Origin of the sequence: Parvularcula maris, assembly GCF_024505085.1 — a bacterium.
GTDB classification, from domain to species: domain Bacteria; phylum Pseudomonadota; class Alphaproteobacteria; order Caulobacterales; family Parvularculaceae; genus Parvularcula; species Parvularcula maris.
In genome coordinates, this window is the sequence record NZ_JANIBC010000001.1 from 241,405 (window position 1) to 260,698 (window position 19,294).

The window sequence follows — 19,294 nt, forward strand, 5'->3', positions numbered from 1 at the left end:
CATTCCGCCTGCTGACCCAAGTGTAATAGCTGCGGCGGAATGTCCGCCTGCGTTGGAATTTTTTATAGAGGCTGCATCAGGCGGGGCAGCTCGCCGAGATCGGCGCCGGAGACGCGCATGAAGAAGCGCCTCGCCATGTCCGAGCGCTGGACGAGGCCGAGGCCCAGACCGCGGGCATGCTTGAGCGGCGCGAAGCTGCCCGAGAAGAGGCGGACGAGACTGTCCGTACCCAAAGCAAGCGCCGTGCTGTCGAAGCGGCGCCAGCGGTCGTAACGGGCGAGCACCGTGCCGTGGCCGAGGTCGAGGCCGGTCTGACGCGCCTTGCACAGAACATCCGCCAGCGCCGCGACATCCTTGACCCCGAGGTTGAAACCCTGGCCCGCAATGGGGTGGATGCCGTGGGCGGCGTCCCCGGCGAGGACCAGCCGCTCCGCCGTCAGCTTCGGCGCGTAGAGGAGGGAGAGGGGGAAGCTCTGCCGCTTCGATGCCAGGGTCAGCTTGCCCAGGTGGTCGCCGACCCGCTCGGCCACGGCGGCGAGGAAGGCCTCGTCATCCAGCGCCAGATAGCTCTTCGCGGCGGCCTCCTTCTCGGTCCAGACGATCGAGACCATGTTGCCGCGCATGGGCAGGATGGCGAAGGGCCCGTCGGGGTAGAAGACCTCGTGCGCGACGCCGTGGTGGGGCTTCTCGCAGGAGAGGTTCACGATGATCGCCCGCTGGTTGTAGTGCCAGCCCAGGGTCTTGAGCCCTGCCTGCTGGCGAAGCGGCGAGCGGCGCCCGTCGCAGGCCGCGACAAGCGCCACCTCGGCGCACTCTCCGTTCGTGAAGTGGACCGTGCCGCATCCGGGCTCGGAGGTGTCGTAATGATCGACCTCGGCGCGGTAGCGCTCGATGATGGGGGAGGCTTCGGAAGCTGCCCTCATCGCCTCCACCATGTCCTTGTTCTCCACGATGTAGCCCAGCGCCGGCTCGCTCTCCTCGGGGGTGTTGCCGAGAAGGGTGCTGGGGAAATGGAGCTGCCCGCCGAACAGGCCGCCGCGGCGGAAGCGGTCGCGCGGCTCGCCGTTGGAGACGAGGATGTCGGTGATGGGCTCGGCCTTGGGACCTAGCGTCTCCCAGAGCCCTAGACGCTTGAACAGGCGGACGGAGGCATAGGCGAGGGCGGTGGTGCGGCCGTCATCGCTGGGCGTGCCCGCCTCGGCTCTATCAGCCAACATCACGTCGAGCCCCTGATGGGCCAGGGCAAGAGCAAGGAGGCGCCCGGTCAGCCCGGCACCGACGACGCAGACATCATGGCGTTCGGTCATGGTGGGGAGGTAGAGCGAGCGGGGCTCGGGCGCAAAGGGGCAAATGGACCAACGATGAGAAACTAGGCGGTGAGTGTGGTTGTACCGCCTCCCTCTCCCGCGTGCGGGAGAGGGACCGAGGGTGAGGGTGCTTTGAGCGCGAGTCTTGATGCCGAGCGCAGCAGAACGGCTTCGCCGAGGCCCTCTCCCAAAGCCTGCTACCGCAGCCTTTGACCTCTCCCGGAGGCGGGAGAGGCAGTGCGTCGCACTTCCCTTTGGCCGTTGAGACCCCCCACCCCCTGCGCCCATCAACAAACCCTTAACCACGCTTCCCCCTTATTGGCCCCTTGTGAGAGGAGAGCGAGTAGACGTGCCGCGCGCCAGACCGTCCCGTGAGCCGGACCCGCAGGAGACCCTGCGCGCCGCCATCCGCCGCCTGATCGGCCGGTCGGGGGGCGCGGCCCTGGTGCTGGCTGCCGTGTTCACGCTGCTCTCGGTCTTCAGCTTCGACATCTCCGACCCCTCCCTCTCCAACGCCACGCCGCGCGAGGCGGCTGCGAATTTCGGCGGCACGCTAGGCGCGTCCGTCAGCGACCTGATGCTGCAGGGCCTGGGGGGGAGTGCACTGGGTCTTCTTTTCGTACTGCTCCTCTGGGGGGTGGACGCTGCGCTTTACGGCACCCACCGGATCACGCCGCTCTCTTCGTGGCTGAAACTCGGCAGCCTGACCCTTGGAACGCTCCTCGCCGCAGCCTGCCTTGCCGCATGGCCCAAACCTTTGGACTGGCCCTTCGTGGTGAGCCTCGGTGGACTAACCGGCGATCTTCTCTTGGGAGGAACGGTCTCGGTACTGAAGGCTGTGTCGGTCCCGTTCCCCGTCACCCTCTGCGCCGTGCTGTTCGGGGCAGGCGCCGCCTGGCTCCTCGGGCATGCAGGAGGGCTGACACTAGCGCATCTGGCGGCGGCCTCGGACGCCATCGTCTACAGCTACCAGACGGCGCTCGAGGCCGCGGAGAAGCTGGCCGAACGCCTGCGTCACGAGCCCGAGGCCGAGACCCAGTCCCTGCGCGAGATCGGCCCCGTGGTCGGCCTGATCGACGATGCGCCGCAAGCGGAAGAAGCCTTCGAGGAAGAGCCGGCAGAGCTGGAGGAGGCCGAACCCGCTCCCGCCCCACCTGTGGTCCGCCCGCAGGCGCCGAAGGAGCCAAGGGTTAAGCGCGAAGTGCGCAAGGTGGCGCCGAAGAACCGGCCCAAGATGCGCAAGCCCGGCGAGGCCTATCAGTATCCGAGCGTCGCCCTTCTCAAGGCGCCTTCGCCTAAGGACCGGAAGATCCTCTCCGATGCCGAGCTCGAGGAGCGGGCACGGATGCTGGAGCGGGTTCTCGCCGACTTCAAGATCGGCGGCGAGATCATCGGTGTACGCCCCGGCCCCGTGGTTACCCTCTATGAGCTGGAGCCCGCGGCGGGCGTCAAATCCTCTCGCGTCATCGGCCTCGCCGACGACATCGCCCGCTCCATGTCGGCGGTGGCCTGCCGCGTGGCCGTGGTGCCCGGCAGGAACGCCATCGGCATCGAGCTTCCCAATGATGACCGGGAGATGGTTCTCTTCCGCGAGATGCTGACCACGGAGAAGTTCGAGGACGGCAAGGGCCTGACCCTGGCGCTGGGCAAGGACATCGGCGGACAGCCTCAGTACGCGGATCTCGCCAAGATGCCCCACCTTCTGATCGCGGGCACCACGGGCTCGGGCAAGTCGGTGGGGATCAACACGATGATCCTCTCGCTCCTCTACCGTCTGCCCCCTGAAGAGTGTAAGCTCATCATGGTGGACCCCAAGATGCTGGAGCTCTCGGTCTATGAGGGCATCCCGCACCTCCTAGCACCGGTGGTGACCGACCCTAGGAAGGCCGTGGTCGCTCTTAAATGGACCGTGCGCGAGATGGAGGAGCGCTACAAGCGCATGTCCATGGTCGGCGTGCGGAACATTACCGGCTTCAACGAGAAGGTCGAGGAGGCCAAAGCCTCCGGCGAGCAGCTCGTGCGCCGGGTCCACTCGGGCTACGACCCCGAAACCGGCGAGCCGACCTACGAGGAGGAGACCCTCGACGAGGACAAGATGCCCTTCATCGTCGTGGTGATCGACGAGGTAGCAGACCTCATGATGGTCGCCGGCAAGGACATCGAGGCGATGGTCCAGCGCCTCGCCCAGATGGCGAGGGCGGCGGGCATCCACCTCATCATGGCGACCCAGAGACCGTCCGTAGACGTCATCACTGGTACCATTAAGGCGAACTTCCCCACCCGGATCAGCTTTCAGGTGACGTCCAAGATCGACTCGCGCACGATCCTGGGCGAGCAGGGCGCCGAGCAGCTCCTCGGCCAGGGCGATATGCTCTATATGGCGGGCGGCGGGCGCGTCACCCGTGTGCACGGCGCTTTCGTGGCCGATGGCGAGGTCGAGAAGATCGTCGAGCACCTGAAATCCCAGGGCAAGCCGGACTACGTCCAGGAGGTCACCGAGGGCGGCGAGGATGATGATGAGACGGCGAGCCAGCTCGGCCTCGACCTCGGCGGCAATACGGGCTCGGGCGATGCCCTCTTCGACCAGGCCGTCGCCATCGTGGCGCGGGACAGGAAGGCCTCCACCTCCTACCTGCAGCGCCGCCTACAGATCGGCTATAACCGCGCCGCCTCGCTGATCGAGAAGCTGGAGGATGAGGGCGTGATCTCTCCGGCGAACCATGCGGGCAAGCGCGAGGTGCTACTGGGTGAGGATGCGGCGTAGCCTTCCATCGCTTTAGTAGAAGTGCGGAGAGGTTCGTCATCCTGGAAAGCCGTGAGGCTTATCCGGGACCCATGGACCTTACCGCTGTAACAGCTGGGTCGGCACGGTCCATAGGTCCCGGCTCGTCGCTCCGCTGCGGCCGGGATGACGGCAGAATGAAGCGTGGGATATACATACTAAAAGAAGAAGGGATCAGCAGCCCTCCGCATACCTCTTCTCATGCTCCAAAAGCCACTCCTTGCGCCACACCCCGCCCGCATAGCCTGAGACCTTGCCGCCCGAGGCGATGACTCGGTGGCAGGGGACGATGATCGCTAGGCGGTTGGCGGCATTGGCGCGGGCGACGGCCCTAAAGGCCCCCGGCCTGCTGATTTTCTCGGCGAGCTCCTTGTAGCTGATCGTGGTGCCCGGCGGGATGGTGCAGAGGGCGTCGTGCACGGAGCTGGTGAACGCCGTGCCGTAGCGGACGGGCATCTGGGCGAAGGCGTTGAGGTCCCCGGCGAAATAGGCGGCGACCTCTCTCTCGACGGCCTCGGTTCCCTTGTTCCGCTGTAGGCTGAGCGTGTGCCCGGCATCGGTCTCCACCGAGCGAAGCTCCTTGGGCAGCTCGGGGCGGTCGGCGAACTCGAGAAGATAGAGGGCCTCCTCCGTCGTCGCGGCGATCATGTCGCCTAAGGGCGTGGGGATGAAGGTCAGACCCAAGGGGGAGGGGCGGCTGACCTCCTTGAGCGACCGGCCCAGAAGCTTCGTCACCGCCTCTCGGAACCCGCTGGCGCTTTCGAACCCTGCGCTGAGCTGCGCCTCGATCGTCTTCTCCCCTCCTTGCCTCGCAGAAGACCCTGCGACCACGCGCTGTCTTCGCGCCATATCGAGGAAGCTCCTCCCGTGGGTCCGCAGGAACGCGCGGCGCACCCTTCGCGGGCAGTAGCCTCGCTCCTTGAGCAGCGCTTCGGACCAGACAACGTCCGGTTCGGACCTCAGGAGGCCCATCAGCTCATCCACCAGCGGTTCTGCCTCCTCATCCGGTCTGCAGCGAAGGCAGGGGCGGTAGCCGCCGTTCTTCGCGCTTTGGAGATCGGGAAAGAACACCCGGTTCTCACGCTTCGGCGCGGGGGAGGGGCAGCCGAAGCGGCAGACGATCCGGGTGCTTTTCACGCCGTAGAGAAAGCCCCCCGCAGCCCCGCGATCACGGCTTTCGAGAGCTTCATGGAGGAGGGCGTGGTCGGTCATGGCGCGGCGCTAGCACGAAACGGCGCGGCCTGGCGCCGGGTTTCGGACGTCAGAGTGTTGCAAGAATGCACTGGCGCCGGAGATTTCCTGTAAGACACTTCGATTCAATTCCCAGCCTCCTTAGACCTATCGGCGAAGGGTTATTTCCGGGCTTCATCATGCTGCTACGTTCGCTACCGCTTGTGCTCCTCGCCGCTGCCGCCGCCATGGTGGGGGTGCCGACGGCGCGTGTCGCCGCCCAGGACGAAGCTTCGAGCGAGCGAAGCATGGGCCTCCTTCAAGAGGCCGCCGCCGGGCTGGAGGCGATCCGCAACCTAGAGGCCAGCTTCACCCAGTTCGCCCCCGATGGACAGATCTCCAAAGGCCGGTTCTACCTCTCCCGCCCTGGCCGTCTGCGCTTCGAGTATGACGACCCCAACCCGATGCTGATCGTGGCGACCGGCGGCCTCGTTTATATCCACGACGAGGAGCTGGAGAGCACGTCGAGCTACCCGGTCGGCCAGACCCCATTGCGCTTCCTCCTCTCCAAGGAGCTGGACCTCGAAGCGGCCCAGGTGATCTCGGTGCGCGAGGACCAGCACGGCATCAAGATCGAGCTCGAGGCCCGCGACGAGGACCTGCGCGGCCGCCTCGCTCTCCTGTTCGAGTCGGAGACGCTGACCTTGTCGGGATGGTCCTTCGTGGACCCCGCCGGACAGATGACCCTAGTCAGCCTGGAGGATGTCGAGGCGAAGAAACGGCTCTCCGGACGTCTCTTCCGCGTACCCGAAGCGGGTGGCAGTTTCCTCAGCGACAACTGATCGGGGCTTTTTGCGCCCCTGGATTGGTGCTTCGCAGCCCTGAGTTGTTGTTATTTTGCTACAGTCAAATTTTACTGCGCTGTAACTGGAACGCCACAGTTTCGCTGGTTAGCGTCCTTGTACGGCTCCGGTGAACTCTGCCCCCCCGAACTGGAGCCGCAAAGAGCCGCGTTGGCTCGAAAGACGCCCTAGACTGCGCCCGTTTCCATTTCAGTGGAGGCGGGCGCTTCTTTTTCGGGGCGGCGCTCCTTAGCTGTTGCTGATGAACGATCTGAACCCCCTCGATGACGCCGAAGACGAAGCGCTGGACCCTGAGCTGTTCGGCGAGCTGGAGCGGGAGATCCCGCTCCTCTTTGGTGTGCGCAAGCTCGCCTACGGCCTCTCCGCCTTCTCCTGGTTCGCCCATCTGGGCGAGGAGCCCTCTGCCGCCGTGCGGCTGGCGTCGAGCGGCTATCTGGACCGGCTCGGCTTCCCCGAAGCGGACCTCGCCATCCTGCCCACCCCCGAGGACGCCGCTGCCGCCGCGGAGACGGAAGGCTGGGCGAGCCCCGCATGGGAGGCGGAGGAGCTGGTCCGAGCCGAGGTGATCGGGCGTGCCCTCGAAGTGGTCTCCGAGGAGGCGCTGGAGATCGCCATCAAGCTGGTCGGCGCCAAGGCCGGGGAGAGCGCCAAGCTCGCCATGGAGGAGGAGGGCGCGATCTGGGACATCGAGGACGAGGCGGTGAAGACCCTGGCCGTGGGCGCTGCGGTGCAGGCGGCGACCTCCGCCGCCCTCACCCTTCTGGCCGTCGAGGCCGATCCCGAGATCGAGCTTTCCGACCACCTCTTCACCCACAAGCTCAAGCTGTTCGAGCTCGGCCGCTGGCCGGTCTCGGTGGTGGGCCAGAGCTTCTCGCTATTCTGAGGAGAGCATGGCGCCGACGGCGAGGGCGATGAGCCACAGCGCCAGCGCCGTCAGTACCCATTTGAGGGCGGCGCGGAAGAACTGCTCGTCGAAGCGCTTCAGGAGGCGGGTACCGAGGAACGTGCCTGCGAAACCGGCTGCGAGCGCCGCTCCCATCAGCGGCAGCCAGCTCCCGTAGTCGAAGCCCTGCAGGCCGAAGATCGCGACTTTCCCCCCGTGCTGGAGGGTCATGCAGGCTCCCGCCGTCGAGATGAGAGCGAGGCGGGAGAAGCTCGGGATCTTCGCCAGGATCGCGGTGATGAACGGCCCCGACGCGCCCACGAACAGGGTCAGGAACATGGAGAGCCCGCCCGCTAGGCTGTAGAAGGGCGCACCGAGCGGCAGCGACACCTTCGGCCCCCACTGGGTGAAGAGGATGAACCCTGCCACCGCCAGGCGCAGCATCTCGGGCGGGAGGGTGACCAGGACCTGCGCCCCGATCGTACCGCCGACAAGAGCACCAAGCGCGAACCAGCCGATGATCGGCCAGGCCACATGGGGCAGGAGAAGGGCGGAGCGGGAGGCGTTGCTGCCGGTCATCACCACCGCATGGACCGGGATCACCGCAAGGGGCGGCAGAAGCGCGCTCATCGTGCCGATCAGCAAGAGCCCCCCGCCAATGGAGAAAGCCGCGGTGATCGCAGCCCCAAGGAAGCTGATCAGCGTGATGATGAGGAAGGAGACGAGGGAGAGCTCTGCCATGGCGGGCTTCTCGCCGCACCGGCAGGCCGCGTCAAAGCCTCGCGGCAGGGTGAAGAGGGTTGGTTTCAACCGACGAAGAGGAAAGCGTGGATGAAGGAGCGCACCGTCTCATTCCTCCCTCCGGGAGAGATCGACATCTTCGATGTCGAGTGAGGGCGAGTAGAGAGTTAAGCTAGGTACAAAGAACGCCCTCACCCGAAGCCTGCCATGCAGTCTTTGATCTCTCCCGGAGGGAGAGGTAGGAGCGATGCCGACCTCTTGGACGACTATTCGAATGGGGCGGCTGTCCCCAAAGAGAAGACCGTTCCGCTCGTTTGCCACAACGTAAGACTGCGGCTTGGGCCTTCGCTCAACCCTGTATTCACTACCCCCGCACCCGGTTTGGCTGTGAACACAAGCCCCTACACACCGTTCGTGAACTCCGTGACCGGAACGTCGGGCGCTAGGGCAGAGTTGGTCAGGTCGAAGCGAGTTCGAGGTTCACGTGCGGGTTCTCATTGCAGAAGACGAGCCGATCATTGGCGGCGCCATCGCCGACCAGATGGAGGCGCTCGGCTGCGAGGTGCTCGGCGTGGTCCGCGACAGCGCCAGCGGCCGCCGTCTGATCGAGACCGGTCACCCCGACGTGCTGCTTCTCGACGTGGACCTGGAGGACGGGCCGACCGGTCCGCTTCTGGCCGATCGCAGTCTGTGCGGCGAGGCGGACGTGTTGTTCCTGACCGCCCGCGAGCAGGTGGAGCTGGAGGAGGGAACGGAGCCGAGGGACATCCTGACCAAGCCGTTCACCCCGCGCGAGCTCGAGCGGTGGGTCAACGGGGTGCGGTCGAGGCGCGTAGCTTAACCTGGGATAAGATCACGTTTCCGCGCTTTAACAATGTGATCGCTTTGTCGCGCGTTTCCCACCGAGACGTGAAGCCCTTGAACGAATTCGACCTATTCAACGGACCGACCCTCCAGCCATTCTGCTGGCGTTCCGAACCCGAACCTCTCGTACGGGCGATGGTCGAGTGTCCAAGGAGTGGTCCGTATGGGTAGTAAGGAATCAAGGCAGAGCCGCATCCTGTTCTTGGAAGACGAGATCATTCTCACCCTGACCTTCGAGGATGTTCTGCACCATCTCGATCTAGGCGAGGTGGTGACGGCCCACTCTCTTCGCGAGGCTTACGAGGCCATGGATCAGGACCCGTTCGACATCGCGATCCTGGACTTCAACATCGACGGCGCCACCTCTGTGGAGGTCGCCGAGCGGGTGGTGAAGAGCGGCGGGAGGGTGATCTTCGCCACGGGCCACGCTCCCGACGAACTCAACGTGTCGGGCTTCCCCTACGACGTGGTGACCAAACCCTACCAGGAAGACAGCCTGCGCAGCGCCGTGCTGCTCGCCCATCGCGAGCTGCAGGAGGCGCTGTCCACGAGCAAAAAAGCGGCGGGCTTCTAGACCCGCCGTATAGCTCTCATCGACCTGAGACGTTTCAGCCTTCGGCCTTGAACCGGATGGCCGCACCGCCGCCTGCGCCCAAGCTAAGGTCCATCGTATCCTCGGACGTCACCTCGCGGCTCTCCCGCTCGAAGGCGTAGGGGTTGGTCTCCCAATGGGCATCGGCGCCGTCGCGGTAGATCTCCGCCGTGTAGGTCTTGCCCTCTTCGAGGAAGGAGAGGTCGAAGCTGACCTCGCGGGCCTCCTCATCGGTCAGGGCACCGACGAACCAGTCGTCCGAGTCCCAGTCCTTCCGCGCCTGGACGATATAGTCGCCGACCTCGCCCTCGAGCGCGATGGACTCCTCCCAGTTGGTGGGGACCTCCTTGATGAACTGGAACGCCTCGGGGCGGGCGAGGTAGTTCTGGGGCAGGTCGGCCGCCATCTGGATGGGTGAGTAGATCACCACATAGAGGGCGAGCTGCTTGGCGAGCGTGGTCTCAGTGCGCGCTTCGGGGCTGTTCTCCGAAGCGCGGTCGTAGTCGGGGTTCTCGTTCGGACGAAGGTCGAAGATGCCCGGCGTGTAGTCCATCGGGCCCGACAGCATGCGCGTGTACGGAAGGATAGCCGTGTGCTCGGGAATGTTCGGCGGCACGCCCCATGCAGAGTACTCCATGCCCCTCGCGCCCTCGCGGCTGATCCAGTTGGGATAGGTGCGGCGTAGCCCCGTATCCTTGATCGGCTCGTGGGGGTTCAGCGCAATGTTGCGCTTCGCCGCTTCGGTCACCGCCGTGATGTGGTGCTCGGCGTTGCGCTGTCCGTCATGGTACTCGAAGCGCTCCACCCCGTTGCGGTCGGTCCACTTGATGTTGCCCGCATCGGCCACGTAGCCGGTCTTCACCTGGGTGATGCCGTGCTTCTCGTAGAGGTCGTAGGCCGCCTCCATCTGGTCCTCGTAGCGGCCGATATTGCCCACGGTCTCGTGGTGGCCGATGACCCGCACGCCCTTAGAGATCGCATAGGCAGCGACCTCTTCGAGGTCGAAATCAGGGTAGGGAGTGGTGAAGTCCATGACGTCGCCGGCATTGTACCAATCGCCGTCCCAGCCCTCGTTCCAGCCTTCGATCAGCACACCCTTCATGTTGTTCTCGGCGGCGAAGTCGATCATCTCCTTCGCATACTCCGTGGTCGCACCATGGTAGGGGCCGGAACCCCAGGTCTTGGTGCGGATATGCATGTCCCACCAGATGCCCGTATAGACGCCGAGGTCCTCGTTCACCCAGGAGACGTCGCCGAGCACGTTGGGCTCGTTGAGGTTGAGGTAGATATCCGTGCCGTTGACGAGGCCGGGGGCGTCCTCGGCGATCTGCACCGTGCGCCAGGGGGTCTCGAACGGCGCGCGGGTCTTCACCTTCGGCCCGTCCGAACGCGGAGCGAGCTCCGCTTCGAGAATGTTGCCCCGCTTGAGAAGCAGCGCCATGCCGGAATAGTCCGTGAGCGCTGCTTCGTGGATGGCAATGTGGGTGCCCTCCGCAAGCTCCAGCGTGACGGGCGTGTGCACCATGTGCATGCCGGAGACGTCGGTGGTGTCGTAGAGGTACTCGTAGCGATTCCAGAGCCTTGCCGGAATGTGGTAGGCGGTGGCATCGGTGGCCGGGACGGCGAACTCGGTCAGCTCGTCGACGATCGAGACATTGCCGCGAAGGCCCTTTTGCTTAGGAAACTCGTAGCGGAAGCCGATGCCGTCATCAAAGGCGCGGAAGCGCACATCGAAGCGGCGCGCCTCGTCCTCGGCGTCCCGGAAGGTGACCACCATCTCGTTGTGGTTGTCGCGCACGAAGCGGCGCTCGCCCCAGGGCTGCTCCCAGGTTTCGTCCTTGCTCGAACGGCTTTTCTCCTCGACGACGAGGCCGTTCTTGAACTGGCCGTGGGCGGCGAAGCGCATGCCGAGGCGAGAGGGTTCGATGGCGGGCTCGCCGTCGAAGCTCACCTCGTACATCGGCTCGCCGTAAGTGTTGGTGAAGGTGGTGATCTCGATCCCGCCGTCCGGCGAGGCGACACTGAAGGTCACTTCGCGGTCGGTGGATACGGGGGGGATCTCGTCGGCAGCGTGGGCAAAACCCATCGCCGCGCCGAAGAGAAGGGCGGTACGGAACATCGAACGTCTCTCCCTGGACTGGTTCTTATAGGAGGGGGTGTAGCCCGCCGAAAGCCGCGAGACCAGCGCGGGACGCTGCTGGGCGCTCTGGGGTGCAGCCAGCGGTTGACGAGCTTCGTGACGCCGGTCCACCAAAGGGCTCTTTCGTGCCAAGGGCCTAGCCATGATCAAACCGCTCCTCACCGCAGTTTTGCTCGCAGCCGCTGCCTTGTCTTCGGCGCTCGCTCAGCAGCAGCCCTCCTTCGACCGCCCGGCGGAGGAGGACGTGATCTACTTCCTCCTGCCCGACCGGTTCGAGAACGGCGACGAGAGCAACGATCTCGGCGGGATCGAGGGGGGTAGGCTCGACCACGGCTTCGACCCTACCCACAAGGGCTTCTACCATGGCGGCGACCTGCAGGGGCTGATCTCGCGCCTCGACTACCTTGAGGAGCTCGGCGTCAACGCCATCTGGCTTGGACCCATCTACCAGAACAAGGCGGTGCAGGGCGGCCCCGGTCAGGAAAGCGCGGGCTATCACGGCTACTGGATCACCGATTTCACCCGCGTCGACCGGCACTTCGGCAGCAATGACGACATGAAGGCCTTCGTGGACGCAGCCCACGCTCGCGGGATGAAGGTGATCCTCGACATCATCACCAACCACACCGCCGACGTCATCGCCTACAGAGAGTGCCACGACGAGGAGGCGGAGGACTATACCGGCGGTCCCTGCCCCTACCGCTACGAGGCGGACTACCCCTACATCACCCGCGGCGAGGCGACCGGGCGCCGCATCAACCAGGGCTTTCTCGGCACAGGCGTGGGCACGGAGGAGAACTTCACCAAGCTCACCCGCCCCGACTGGGCGTACACGCCCTATCTGCCCGAGGGGGAGGAGCAGTTGAAGCGCCCCGCCTGGCTCAACAACCCGATCTACTACCACAACAGAGGCGACTTCACGACGGAAGGCGAGACCTTCCTCGGCGGTGACTTCTTCGGCCTCGACGATCTGATGACGGAGCACCCGCGCGTGCGCCAGGGCATGGTCGACATCTTCGCGGACTGGATCGAGACCTACGGCATTGACGGCTTCCGCGTGGACACGGCGCGCCATGTGGAGCCTGCCTTCTGGCGCGCGTTCATCCCCGCCATGCGGGAGAAGGCGAGGGAGGCGGGGCGCCCCAACTTCGTCATCTTCGGCGAGGTGTTCGACCCCGACCCCGCGGCGCTGGCGAGGCACACCTGGGACGACGGCTTCCCCACCGTGCTCGACTTCGCCTTCCAAGACGCCGCCAGGCGGGTGATCGCCGAGGGCGAGCCGAGCTTCGAGCTGACCAAGCTCTTCCGGGCCGACACCAACTACAAGGGCGGCAGGGCAGGGGCGCGTCGCCTGCCGACCTTCCTTGGCAACCACGATATGGGCCGCTTCTCCCAGTTCGTGCGCGATGCGAACCCGGACGCCTCCCAGGACGAGATCACCCAGCGCACGCTCCTCGGCCATGTCCTCTTGATGACCGCTCGCGGCGTGCCGACCCTCTATTACGGCGACGAGCAGGGTTTTATCAGCGACGAGGGCGACCAGGGCGCCCGCGAGGACATGTTCGAGAGCCGCACGGACATCTACAATGATAACGACCTCCTGGGTACGGACAGCACGACGGCGGAGGACAATTTCGACACCGGCCACCCGCTCTACCAGGAGCTCCAGGAGCTGATCGCCCTGCGCAAGGGCCAGCTCGCGCTGAAGACGGGCGCACAGATCACCCGCTTCGACGAGACCGAGGGCGGCCTCTTCGCCTTCTCCCGATTGGCGAGCGACGGCACGGAGATATTGGTGGTCATCAATGCCGAAGAGGAGGCGCGGGAGGAGAACATCCTCACCGAGGCCTATTCGAACCGCTGGCAGAGCCTTCGCGGCACCTGCCCCGAGACCAGCACGGTGCCGGGCTCTACCAGGGTCTCGGTGCCCCCGCTTTCGGCTGTGGTTTGTTTGTCACAGTGAGCGACTAAGCCACCCGCTCCTGCCGATCTTGCTTGTCGGCATGTAACCTTTTCGGGCACAGCTTCTCGTTGGTAGTCCCGGCACACATAAGCCGGGCGCGCATACCAGGGAGGAATCTATGCGTAACCCTAGCCGCAAGGCTATGCTGCTTTGCTGTGCCGCTCTTCCAGCTCTCGCCATCTCCAGCGCCTTCGCGCAGGACGCGGCCGACGAGGAAGAAGACGTCATCGTCGTCCGCGGTATCAAGAAGTCCATCGCCGACTCGCTCGATACCAAGAAAAACGCCAGCTCCATCGTGGAAGCGGTGTCCGCCGAAGACATCGGCAAGCTCCCCGACCTGACCATCGCCGACTCGCTGGCCCGCCTTCCCGGCGTGACCGTGCAGCGCGTCCAGGGCCGTGCACAGCTCGTCAGCATCCGCGGCCTAGGCCCGAACTTCTCGATCTCGCTCCTCAACGGGCGTGAGCAGGTCTCGACCAACGACAACCGCTCGATCGAGTTCGACGCCTACCCTGCCGAGCTCTTCACCCAGGGCATCGTCTACAAGACGCCCGACGCCACCCTCGCCGCCAACGGCATCGCCGGTACGGTGGACCTGCGCACGGCGCGTCCCCTCGACTACAGCGACCGCCAGGTCACCCTCTCGGGCCGCTACGTCCTCAACGACAGCGACGAGCTGAACCCCGAATACGGCAATGACGGCTACCGCATCTTCGGTTCGTACATCGATCAGTTCGCCAACGATACGATCGGCATCGTCCTCTCGGTCACCGACCAGAGCAACCCGACCCAGACCATCCGCCGTCAGCTCAAGCCTCAGGGCAACGCGGTCGTCGACAACCGGCTCGTCTTCGCAGACAACCCGGCCTCCGGCGTGATCTCGCGTGAGTTCGAGCGGACATCGGCTTCCGGTACGCTGCAGTGGCAACCCACCGAGCGTTTCGACGCCACCTTTGACGCCTTCTACAGTGAGTACACGGACGGCGGTATCAACCGCGGCATCGAGACGCCCATCGCGTCCTGGGACGGCGTCAACGCCACGAACGTTCAGGGTCCGGCTGGCGGCATCGCCGAAAGCGTCACCTATACCGATGTCGGCCCGGCGGTGAAGACCCAGGAGCTGCAGCGCGACGCCGAGCTCTTCTCCTACGGTCTCAACCTCGCCTACGACCTGACCGACCGTCTCGAGCTGGTGGCGGACTTCTCCCGCTCCACCGTGGACCGCCAGGACCTCGACTACGAGTCCTTCGGCGAGCCGCGCGATGCCGAGGGGAACCTCGTCCGCGAGGACGCGCTGTTCACCTATGATGGCGACGGCGCCTACGGCCTCGTGATCGATGCTGGTCTGACCGACCCCTCGCGCATGGTCCTCACGGATATCCGAGGCTGGGGCACGGCGGCCTATGTCAAGGAGTTCGACGTCGAGGACGAGCTCGACCAGATCCGTCTGGAGGCGAACTACACGCTCGACACGCCCTTCATCAACCGCATCACAGCGGGCTGGCTCTTCACCGAGCGTCAGAAGACCAAGGCGGTCGATGAGGCCTTCGGCATCGTTCAAGGCGGCCGCGCCGTTCCCATCCCCGCCAACCTGATCGAAGGCATCGCCGATGCCGGTGACATCGGCTTCCAGCTTCTCGCCTGGACGCCGACCGCTCTCGAAGAGGCCGGTATCTACGTCCGCGAAGCGAACGTGAACTCGGACATCCTCGCCAAGACGTTCGACGTCTCGGAGGAGATCTCCACCTTCTACCTGCAGGGCGACATCGACATGAACCTGCTCGGTCTCCCGCTGACCGGCAATGCAGGCGTGCGCTTCGTCGACACCCAGCAGGAATCGACGGGTCTGAACCTTCTCAGCGGCGCCACCGGCGGCGGTACCGCCACCGGCCTGCGGACGCTGGAAGAGGATTTCGACGACATCCTGCCGAACCTCAACCTGTCTTGGGAGATCAGCGACAACCTCTTCCTGCGCTTCGGCGCGGCGAAGACGTCCACCCGTCCGCGTATGGATGATCTGGCTGCCAACCAAACGCTGAACCGCAATGGCGGCGTCTGCCCGGATGCGGACAATGACGGCATTCCGGACAGCTTCAACGAGGAAGGCGGCGCCGGCGGCGAGGGTTACGATCCGAGCCTGCAGCGCTTCTGCTACACCTCCTCGGGCGGCAACACCTTCCTGCGCAATATCGAATCGACCTCCTACGACCTGTCGCTGGAGAAGTATTTCGGCAGCGCGGGCGCCTTCTCGATCGCCATTTTCGAGAAGAACCTCGACGGCTTCGTGGCCACCGAGACCGTCCGTGTGGACCTCGGTGCCGAGGTGGCGGAGATCGCCGGTGCAGGCTTCGTCTCGGCCAACCCGCTGGCGGCTGACGGCACCTACAGCCGTCCGGTCAATCTGGGCGAGGGCAGCATCCGCGGCATCGAAGCGACCCTTCGCCTGCCCTTCGACGACTTCCTTCCCCAGCGTCTGGAAGGCTTCGGCACGAACCTCACCTACTCGCAGTCGATCAGCGAGATTCCGGACCTTCGCAACCCCGGTGAGACGATCGAGATTCCCGGCCTCTCGAAAGAGATCTGGAACGCGGATCTCTACTACGAGAACTTTGGCTTCCGTGCACGGATCGCAGCCAACTATCGGAGCGACTACCTGGCCGAGGTGATCGGTTTCGGCGGTAACTTCGAGAACGTTCGTGCCGACGAGCGGACCACCGTGGACGGCCAGATCGGCTATACCTTTCAGAGCGGTCGCCTCGAAGGCTTCACCGTTCTCTTCGAGGGCTACAACCTGACCGACGAGCCGTTCCGTACCTTCCGCGAGGTCGACAATGGCGGCATCAACGTGAACGCCTCCGACCGTCACGAGCTCTACGGCCGCACCTACACCTTCGCGCTGATGAAGACCTTCTAAGCGCCGCCGGGCTTCGGTCCGGTAGGTACCATGTACTGCCCGCCGGAAGGTCGCACCTTCCGGCGGGCTTTTTTATGCTAGCTTACAAAAGAAAAGGCCCTTTCGGAGCGGATGATGGAACCGGTCGAGAACGTACTGATCGTGGGCGGCGGCACCGCCGGGTGGATCACCGCGGCTGCCATGGCGAAGCTGCTGCCGAAGCAGGTGCAGGTGACCCTGGTCGAAAGCGACGCGATCGGAACGGTGGGCGTCGGCGAGGCGACCATCCCTCAGATCCGCAGGCTGAACATGCTCCTCGGCATCGACGAGATGGAGTTCCTTCGCGAGACCAAGGGCACCTTCAAGCTCGGCATCGAGTTCAACAACTGGGGCAGGGTGGGCGACAGCTACATTCACACCTTCGGCGAGGTCGGCATGCCGCTCGGTGCGCTCCCCTTCCACCACTACTGGCTCCGCGCGAGGCAGGGGGGAAGCAACGCCGATCTCTGGCGCTATTCGCTGCACCGTCAGGCCTCGGACGAGAACAGGTTCGGCCTTCTGGAGCGGGTCGGCAACACGAAGATGGAGGGACTCGCCTTCGCCTTCCACTTCGATGCCGGGCTCTACGCACAGTATCTACGCCGCTACGCCGAAGCGCGGGGCGTCAAGCGTATTGAGGGCAAGGTGCAGGACGTCTCTCTTCATTCGGAGAACGGCCGTATCGAGACGATCAGTCTGGAGAGCAGCGAAGAGCTGTCGGCAGACCTCTTCATCGACTGCTCCGGCTTTCGTGGTCTGCTGATCGGCGAGGCGCTCGGTGTGGGGTATGAGGACTGGTCGCAATGGCTGCCCTGCGACCGCGCGGTGGCGGTGCCTTGCGAGCGGACGGAGCCGCTTCTTCCCTACACAAAGGCCACGGCGCGCGATGCGGGATGGCAGTGGCGCATCCCGCTGCAGCACCGCACCGGCAACGGGCATGTCTATTGCAGCAAGTATCTCAGCGACGACGAAGCAGTCGGAACGCTTCTCTCCAATCTAGACGGGCAGCCCACTGCTGACCCCAAACCGCTCCGCTTCACCACCGGAAGGCGGGAGCGGTTCTGGCACAAGAACTGCGTCTCCATCGGCCTTGCCAGCGGGTTCCTCGAGCCGCTGGAATCCACCTCCATCCACCTCATCCAGTCCAATGTCAGCAGGCTGCTGGAGCTGTTCCCCAATAAGAGCTTCGACGAGGCCACCATCGGTGAGTACAACCGGCTGGTGGGTATCGAGTACGAGCTGATCCGAGACTTCCTGGTGCTGCACTACCACCAGACCGAACGTGAGGACACGGAGTTCTGGCGCTACTGCCGACATATGAGTGTGCCGGAGACCCTCCGTGAGAAGATGGAGCTCTTCGGTGAGGCGGGCATTCTCTACCGCAACCTCGACGACCTCTTCCGAGAGGCGAGCTGGCTGCAGGTCATGCTGGGGCAGGGGATCACGCCGAAGCGCTACCACCCTATGGCGGACCGCCTGTCAGACGATCAGCTCAGGGACTTTCTCTCTCAAGTCGAGCGCCTCGTGCAGCATGCCGTCTCAGGCCTGCCTCGGCACGAGGAGTTCATCGCTCAGCGCTGCGCCGCGGCGGCGTAGCGGGCGACGAAGTCCTCATGCATCGGCATGTCGTTCGCAGCCGCCTCGATGGCGCGGCGCACGTCTTCGATCCGCTCGGCTGAGGGCACGCCACTTCTCAGCTTGGTCACCGCAGGTGCCTTTCGCGGCACCACGCCCTGTCCGAGATAGACTGCCAGCCAGCTTGGGTTGCGGAACAGCTCGCCGTCCTCTGCGCTCAACACGCCGTGGCGCCTGAACTGCTCCATCTTGTAGGTCAGCGTATCGGGCACCTCCGTCTGTGCGCAGTAGCGCCAAAGCTCCGTATCGCGCCTTTCGGTGGCGACATAGTGCAGCACCAGAAAATCGCGGATGCGCTCGTACTCCTGTGCCGTGAGACGGTTGTACTCAGCCGCTAGGAAGGGGTCCATGTCTTGGTCGGGGAGAAGGGCGAGAAGCCTGAGAATACCGTACTGAATCAAGTGAAGGCTGGTCGATTCGAGCGGCTCCATGAAGCCTGCCGACAGACCGATCGCGACGACGTTCCGATGCCAGAACTTCCGCCTGCGTCCCGTGGTGAAGCGCAAGGTGCGCACATCCGCCAGCGGCTCGCCGTCGAGGTTCGACAGCAGCGTCTCGGTCGCCTGCTCCTCGCTGATGAAGGCATCGCAGTGAACATAGCCGTTGCCGGTGCGGTGCTGGAGGGGGATGCGCCACTGCCACCCCGCCTCCCTTGCGGTGGAACGTGTGTAGGGCAGCATCGGCCCCGTCTTCTCGCAGGGCACGGCCACGGCCCGGTTGCAGGGCAGCCAGTGGGACCAGTCCTCATACCCCGTATGCAGCGCCTTCTCGATCAGAAGACCGCCGAAACCCGAGCAGTCGATGAAGAGGTCCCCCTCGATGGTGCGACCGTCTTCGAGACGTGCCGAGGCTACCGAACCCGTCTCCGGATCGAGCTGTGCGCTGCCGATGCGCCCCTCGGTACGCACGGCGCCCCGTTCCTCGGCATACCGCCGGAGGAAGGCCGCATAGAGGGTGGCATCGAAGTGGTAGGCGTAGTCGAAGGTGGACGCCATGTTGGCCCGGTCGCGGGAGGGGTGGCAGAAGCGCCCCTTCTTTGCTGCGCCCCAGGCCATGGAGTAGTCGTCGATCCGGCCCACCCGGCCCGCCAGGTGCTCGGCCAGCCAGAACTGATAGAACGGGGTCTGATCGAACTCGGCGCCGAACTGGCCGAAGGGGTGGAAGTAGCTGTCCGAACCCGTCCGCCAGCCGACGAACTCGATACCGAGTTTGTAGGAACCCTGCGTCTCTTTCAGGAACGTCCGCTCGTCGATGCCGAGCCTCGTATTGAAGTGACGGATGGGGGGGATGGTCGCCTCGCCCACGCCCACCGTGCCGATCGCCTCGCTTTCGACGAGCTCGATGGCGACAGTGCTCCCCACGGCCTCCGCTAGGGCTGCCGCCGTCATCCATCCGGCAGAGCCTCCGCCCACGATGACGATG

13 protein-coding genes are annotated in these 19,294 nt (G+C 64.9%); 8 read left to right on the forward strand and 5 right to left on the reverse strand.

Going from position 1 to position 19,294, the window contains the following annotated elements; genetic code table 11:
- Window positions 1–62 precede the first annotated feature (62 nt).
- Window positions 63–1,307 (reverse strand): FAD-dependent oxidoreductase, encoded by a 1,245-nt coding sequence (locus NOG11_RS01135; protein ID WP_256617782.1) that lies wholly within the window; start codon window positions 1,305–1,307, stop codon window positions 63–65.
- Window positions 1,308–1,656: 349 nt separating this feature from the next.
- On the opposite strand from NOG11_RS01135, the gene NOG11_RS01140 reads away from it, so the two are divergent.
- A complete protein-coding gene (locus NOG11_RS01140) occupies window positions 1,657–4,071 on the forward strand; it encodes an FtsK/SpoIIIE family DNA translocase (RefSeq protein WP_256617783.1) in 2,415 nt (804 codons plus the stop codon).
- Window positions 4,072–4,263: 192 nt separating this feature from the next.
- On the opposite strand, the gene NOG11_RS01145 is transcribed toward NOG11_RS01140, so the two are convergent.
- The gene (locus tag NOG11_RS01145; protein WP_256617784.1) at window positions 4,264–5,301 is read right to left on the reverse strand and encodes a bifunctional transcriptional activator/DNA repair enzyme AdaA; all 1,038 of its coding nucleotides are present in this window, start codon (window positions 5,299–5,301) and stop codon (window positions 4,264–4,266) included.
- Window positions 5,302–5,459: 158 nt separating this feature from the next.
- Here NOG11_RS01145 and NOG11_RS01150 point away from each other — a divergent pair, with 158 nt between their 5' ends.
- Both NOG11_RS01150 and NOG11_RS01155 read left to right on the forward strand, forming a co-directional pair.
- Complete coding sequence (locus NOG11_RS01150; RefSeq protein ID WP_256617785.1) at window positions 5,460–6,101, forward strand: outer membrane lipoprotein carrier protein LolA; 642 nt, start codon at window positions 5,460–5,462, stop codon at window positions 6,099–6,101.
- A 262-nt stretch (window positions 6,102–6,363) separates the two neighbouring features.
- Window positions 6,364–7,005, forward strand: coding sequence for a hypothetical protein (locus NOG11_RS01155; protein WP_256617786.1), 642 nt, complete (start codon window positions 6,364–6,366; stop codon window positions 7,003–7,005).
- Here the strand turns inward: NOG11_RS01155 and NOG11_RS01160 are convergent.
- Window positions 6,997–7,746: a sulfite exporter TauE/SafE family protein gene (locus NOG11_RS01160; RefSeq protein WP_256617787.1), complete on the reverse strand. Its 750-nt coding sequence runs from the start codon at window positions 7,744–7,746 to the stop codon at window positions 6,997–6,999. The genes NOG11_RS01155 and NOG11_RS01160 overlap by 9 nt on opposite strands.
- A gap of 484 nt (window positions 7,747–8,230) precedes the next feature.
- Between NOG11_RS01160 and NOG11_RS01165 the strand changes: the two genes are divergently transcribed.
- Window positions 8,231–8,587, forward strand: coding sequence for a response regulator (locus tag NOG11_RS01165; RefSeq protein ID WP_256617789.1), 357 nt, complete (start codon window positions 8,231–8,233; stop codon window positions 8,585–8,587).
- Between the two features lie 186 nt (window positions 8,588–8,773).
- On the forward strand, window positions 8,774–9,184 hold the full coding sequence (locus tag NOG11_RS01170; protein ID WP_256617790.1) for a response regulator: 411 nt from the start codon (window positions 8,774–8,776) through the stop codon (window positions 9,182–9,184).
- Window positions 9,185–9,218: 34 nt separating this feature from the next.
- Here NOG11_RS01170 and NOG11_RS01175 read toward each other — a convergent pair whose 3' ends face one another.
- Window positions 9,219–11,321: a glycoside hydrolase family 97 protein gene (locus NOG11_RS01175; protein WP_256617791.1), complete on the reverse strand. Its 2,103-nt coding sequence runs from the start codon at window positions 11,319–11,321 to the stop codon at window positions 9,219–9,221.
- 163 nt (window positions 11,322–11,484) lie between these two features.
- Here NOG11_RS01175 and NOG11_RS01180 point away from each other — a divergent pair, with 163 nt between their 5' ends.
- From NOG11_RS01180 to NOG11_RS01190, 3 genes are all read left to right on the forward strand, one after another.
- Window positions 11,485–13,305 carry an alpha-amylase family glycosyl hydrolase gene (locus tag NOG11_RS01180; protein ID WP_256617792.1) on the forward strand — a complete coding sequence of 607 codons (1,821 nt, stop codon included), beginning with the start codon at window positions 11,485–11,487 and terminating at the stop codon, window positions 13,303–13,305.
- 118 nt (window positions 13,306–13,423) lie between these two features.
- Window positions 13,424–16,219 carry a TonB-dependent receptor gene (locus NOG11_RS01185; RefSeq protein ID WP_256617793.1) on the forward strand — a complete coding sequence of 932 codons (2,796 nt, stop codon included), beginning with the start codon at window positions 13,424–13,426 and terminating at the stop codon, window positions 16,217–16,219.
- 114 nt (window positions 16,220–16,333) lie between these two features.
- Window positions 16,334–17,833 (forward strand): tryptophan halogenase family protein, encoded by a 1,500-nt coding sequence (locus NOG11_RS01190; RefSeq protein ID WP_256617794.1) that lies wholly within the window; start codon window positions 16,334–16,336, stop codon window positions 17,831–17,833.
- Here NOG11_RS01190 and NOG11_RS01195 read toward each other — a convergent pair.
- The gene (locus NOG11_RS01195) at window positions 17,809–19,260 is read right to left on the reverse strand and encodes a tryptophan halogenase family protein (RefSeq protein WP_370468209.1); all 1,452 of its coding nucleotides are present in this window, start codon (window positions 19,258–19,260) and stop codon (window positions 17,809–17,811) included. The genes NOG11_RS01190 and NOG11_RS01195 overlap by 25 nt on opposite strands.
- Window positions 19,261–19,294: the final 34 nt, after the last annotated feature.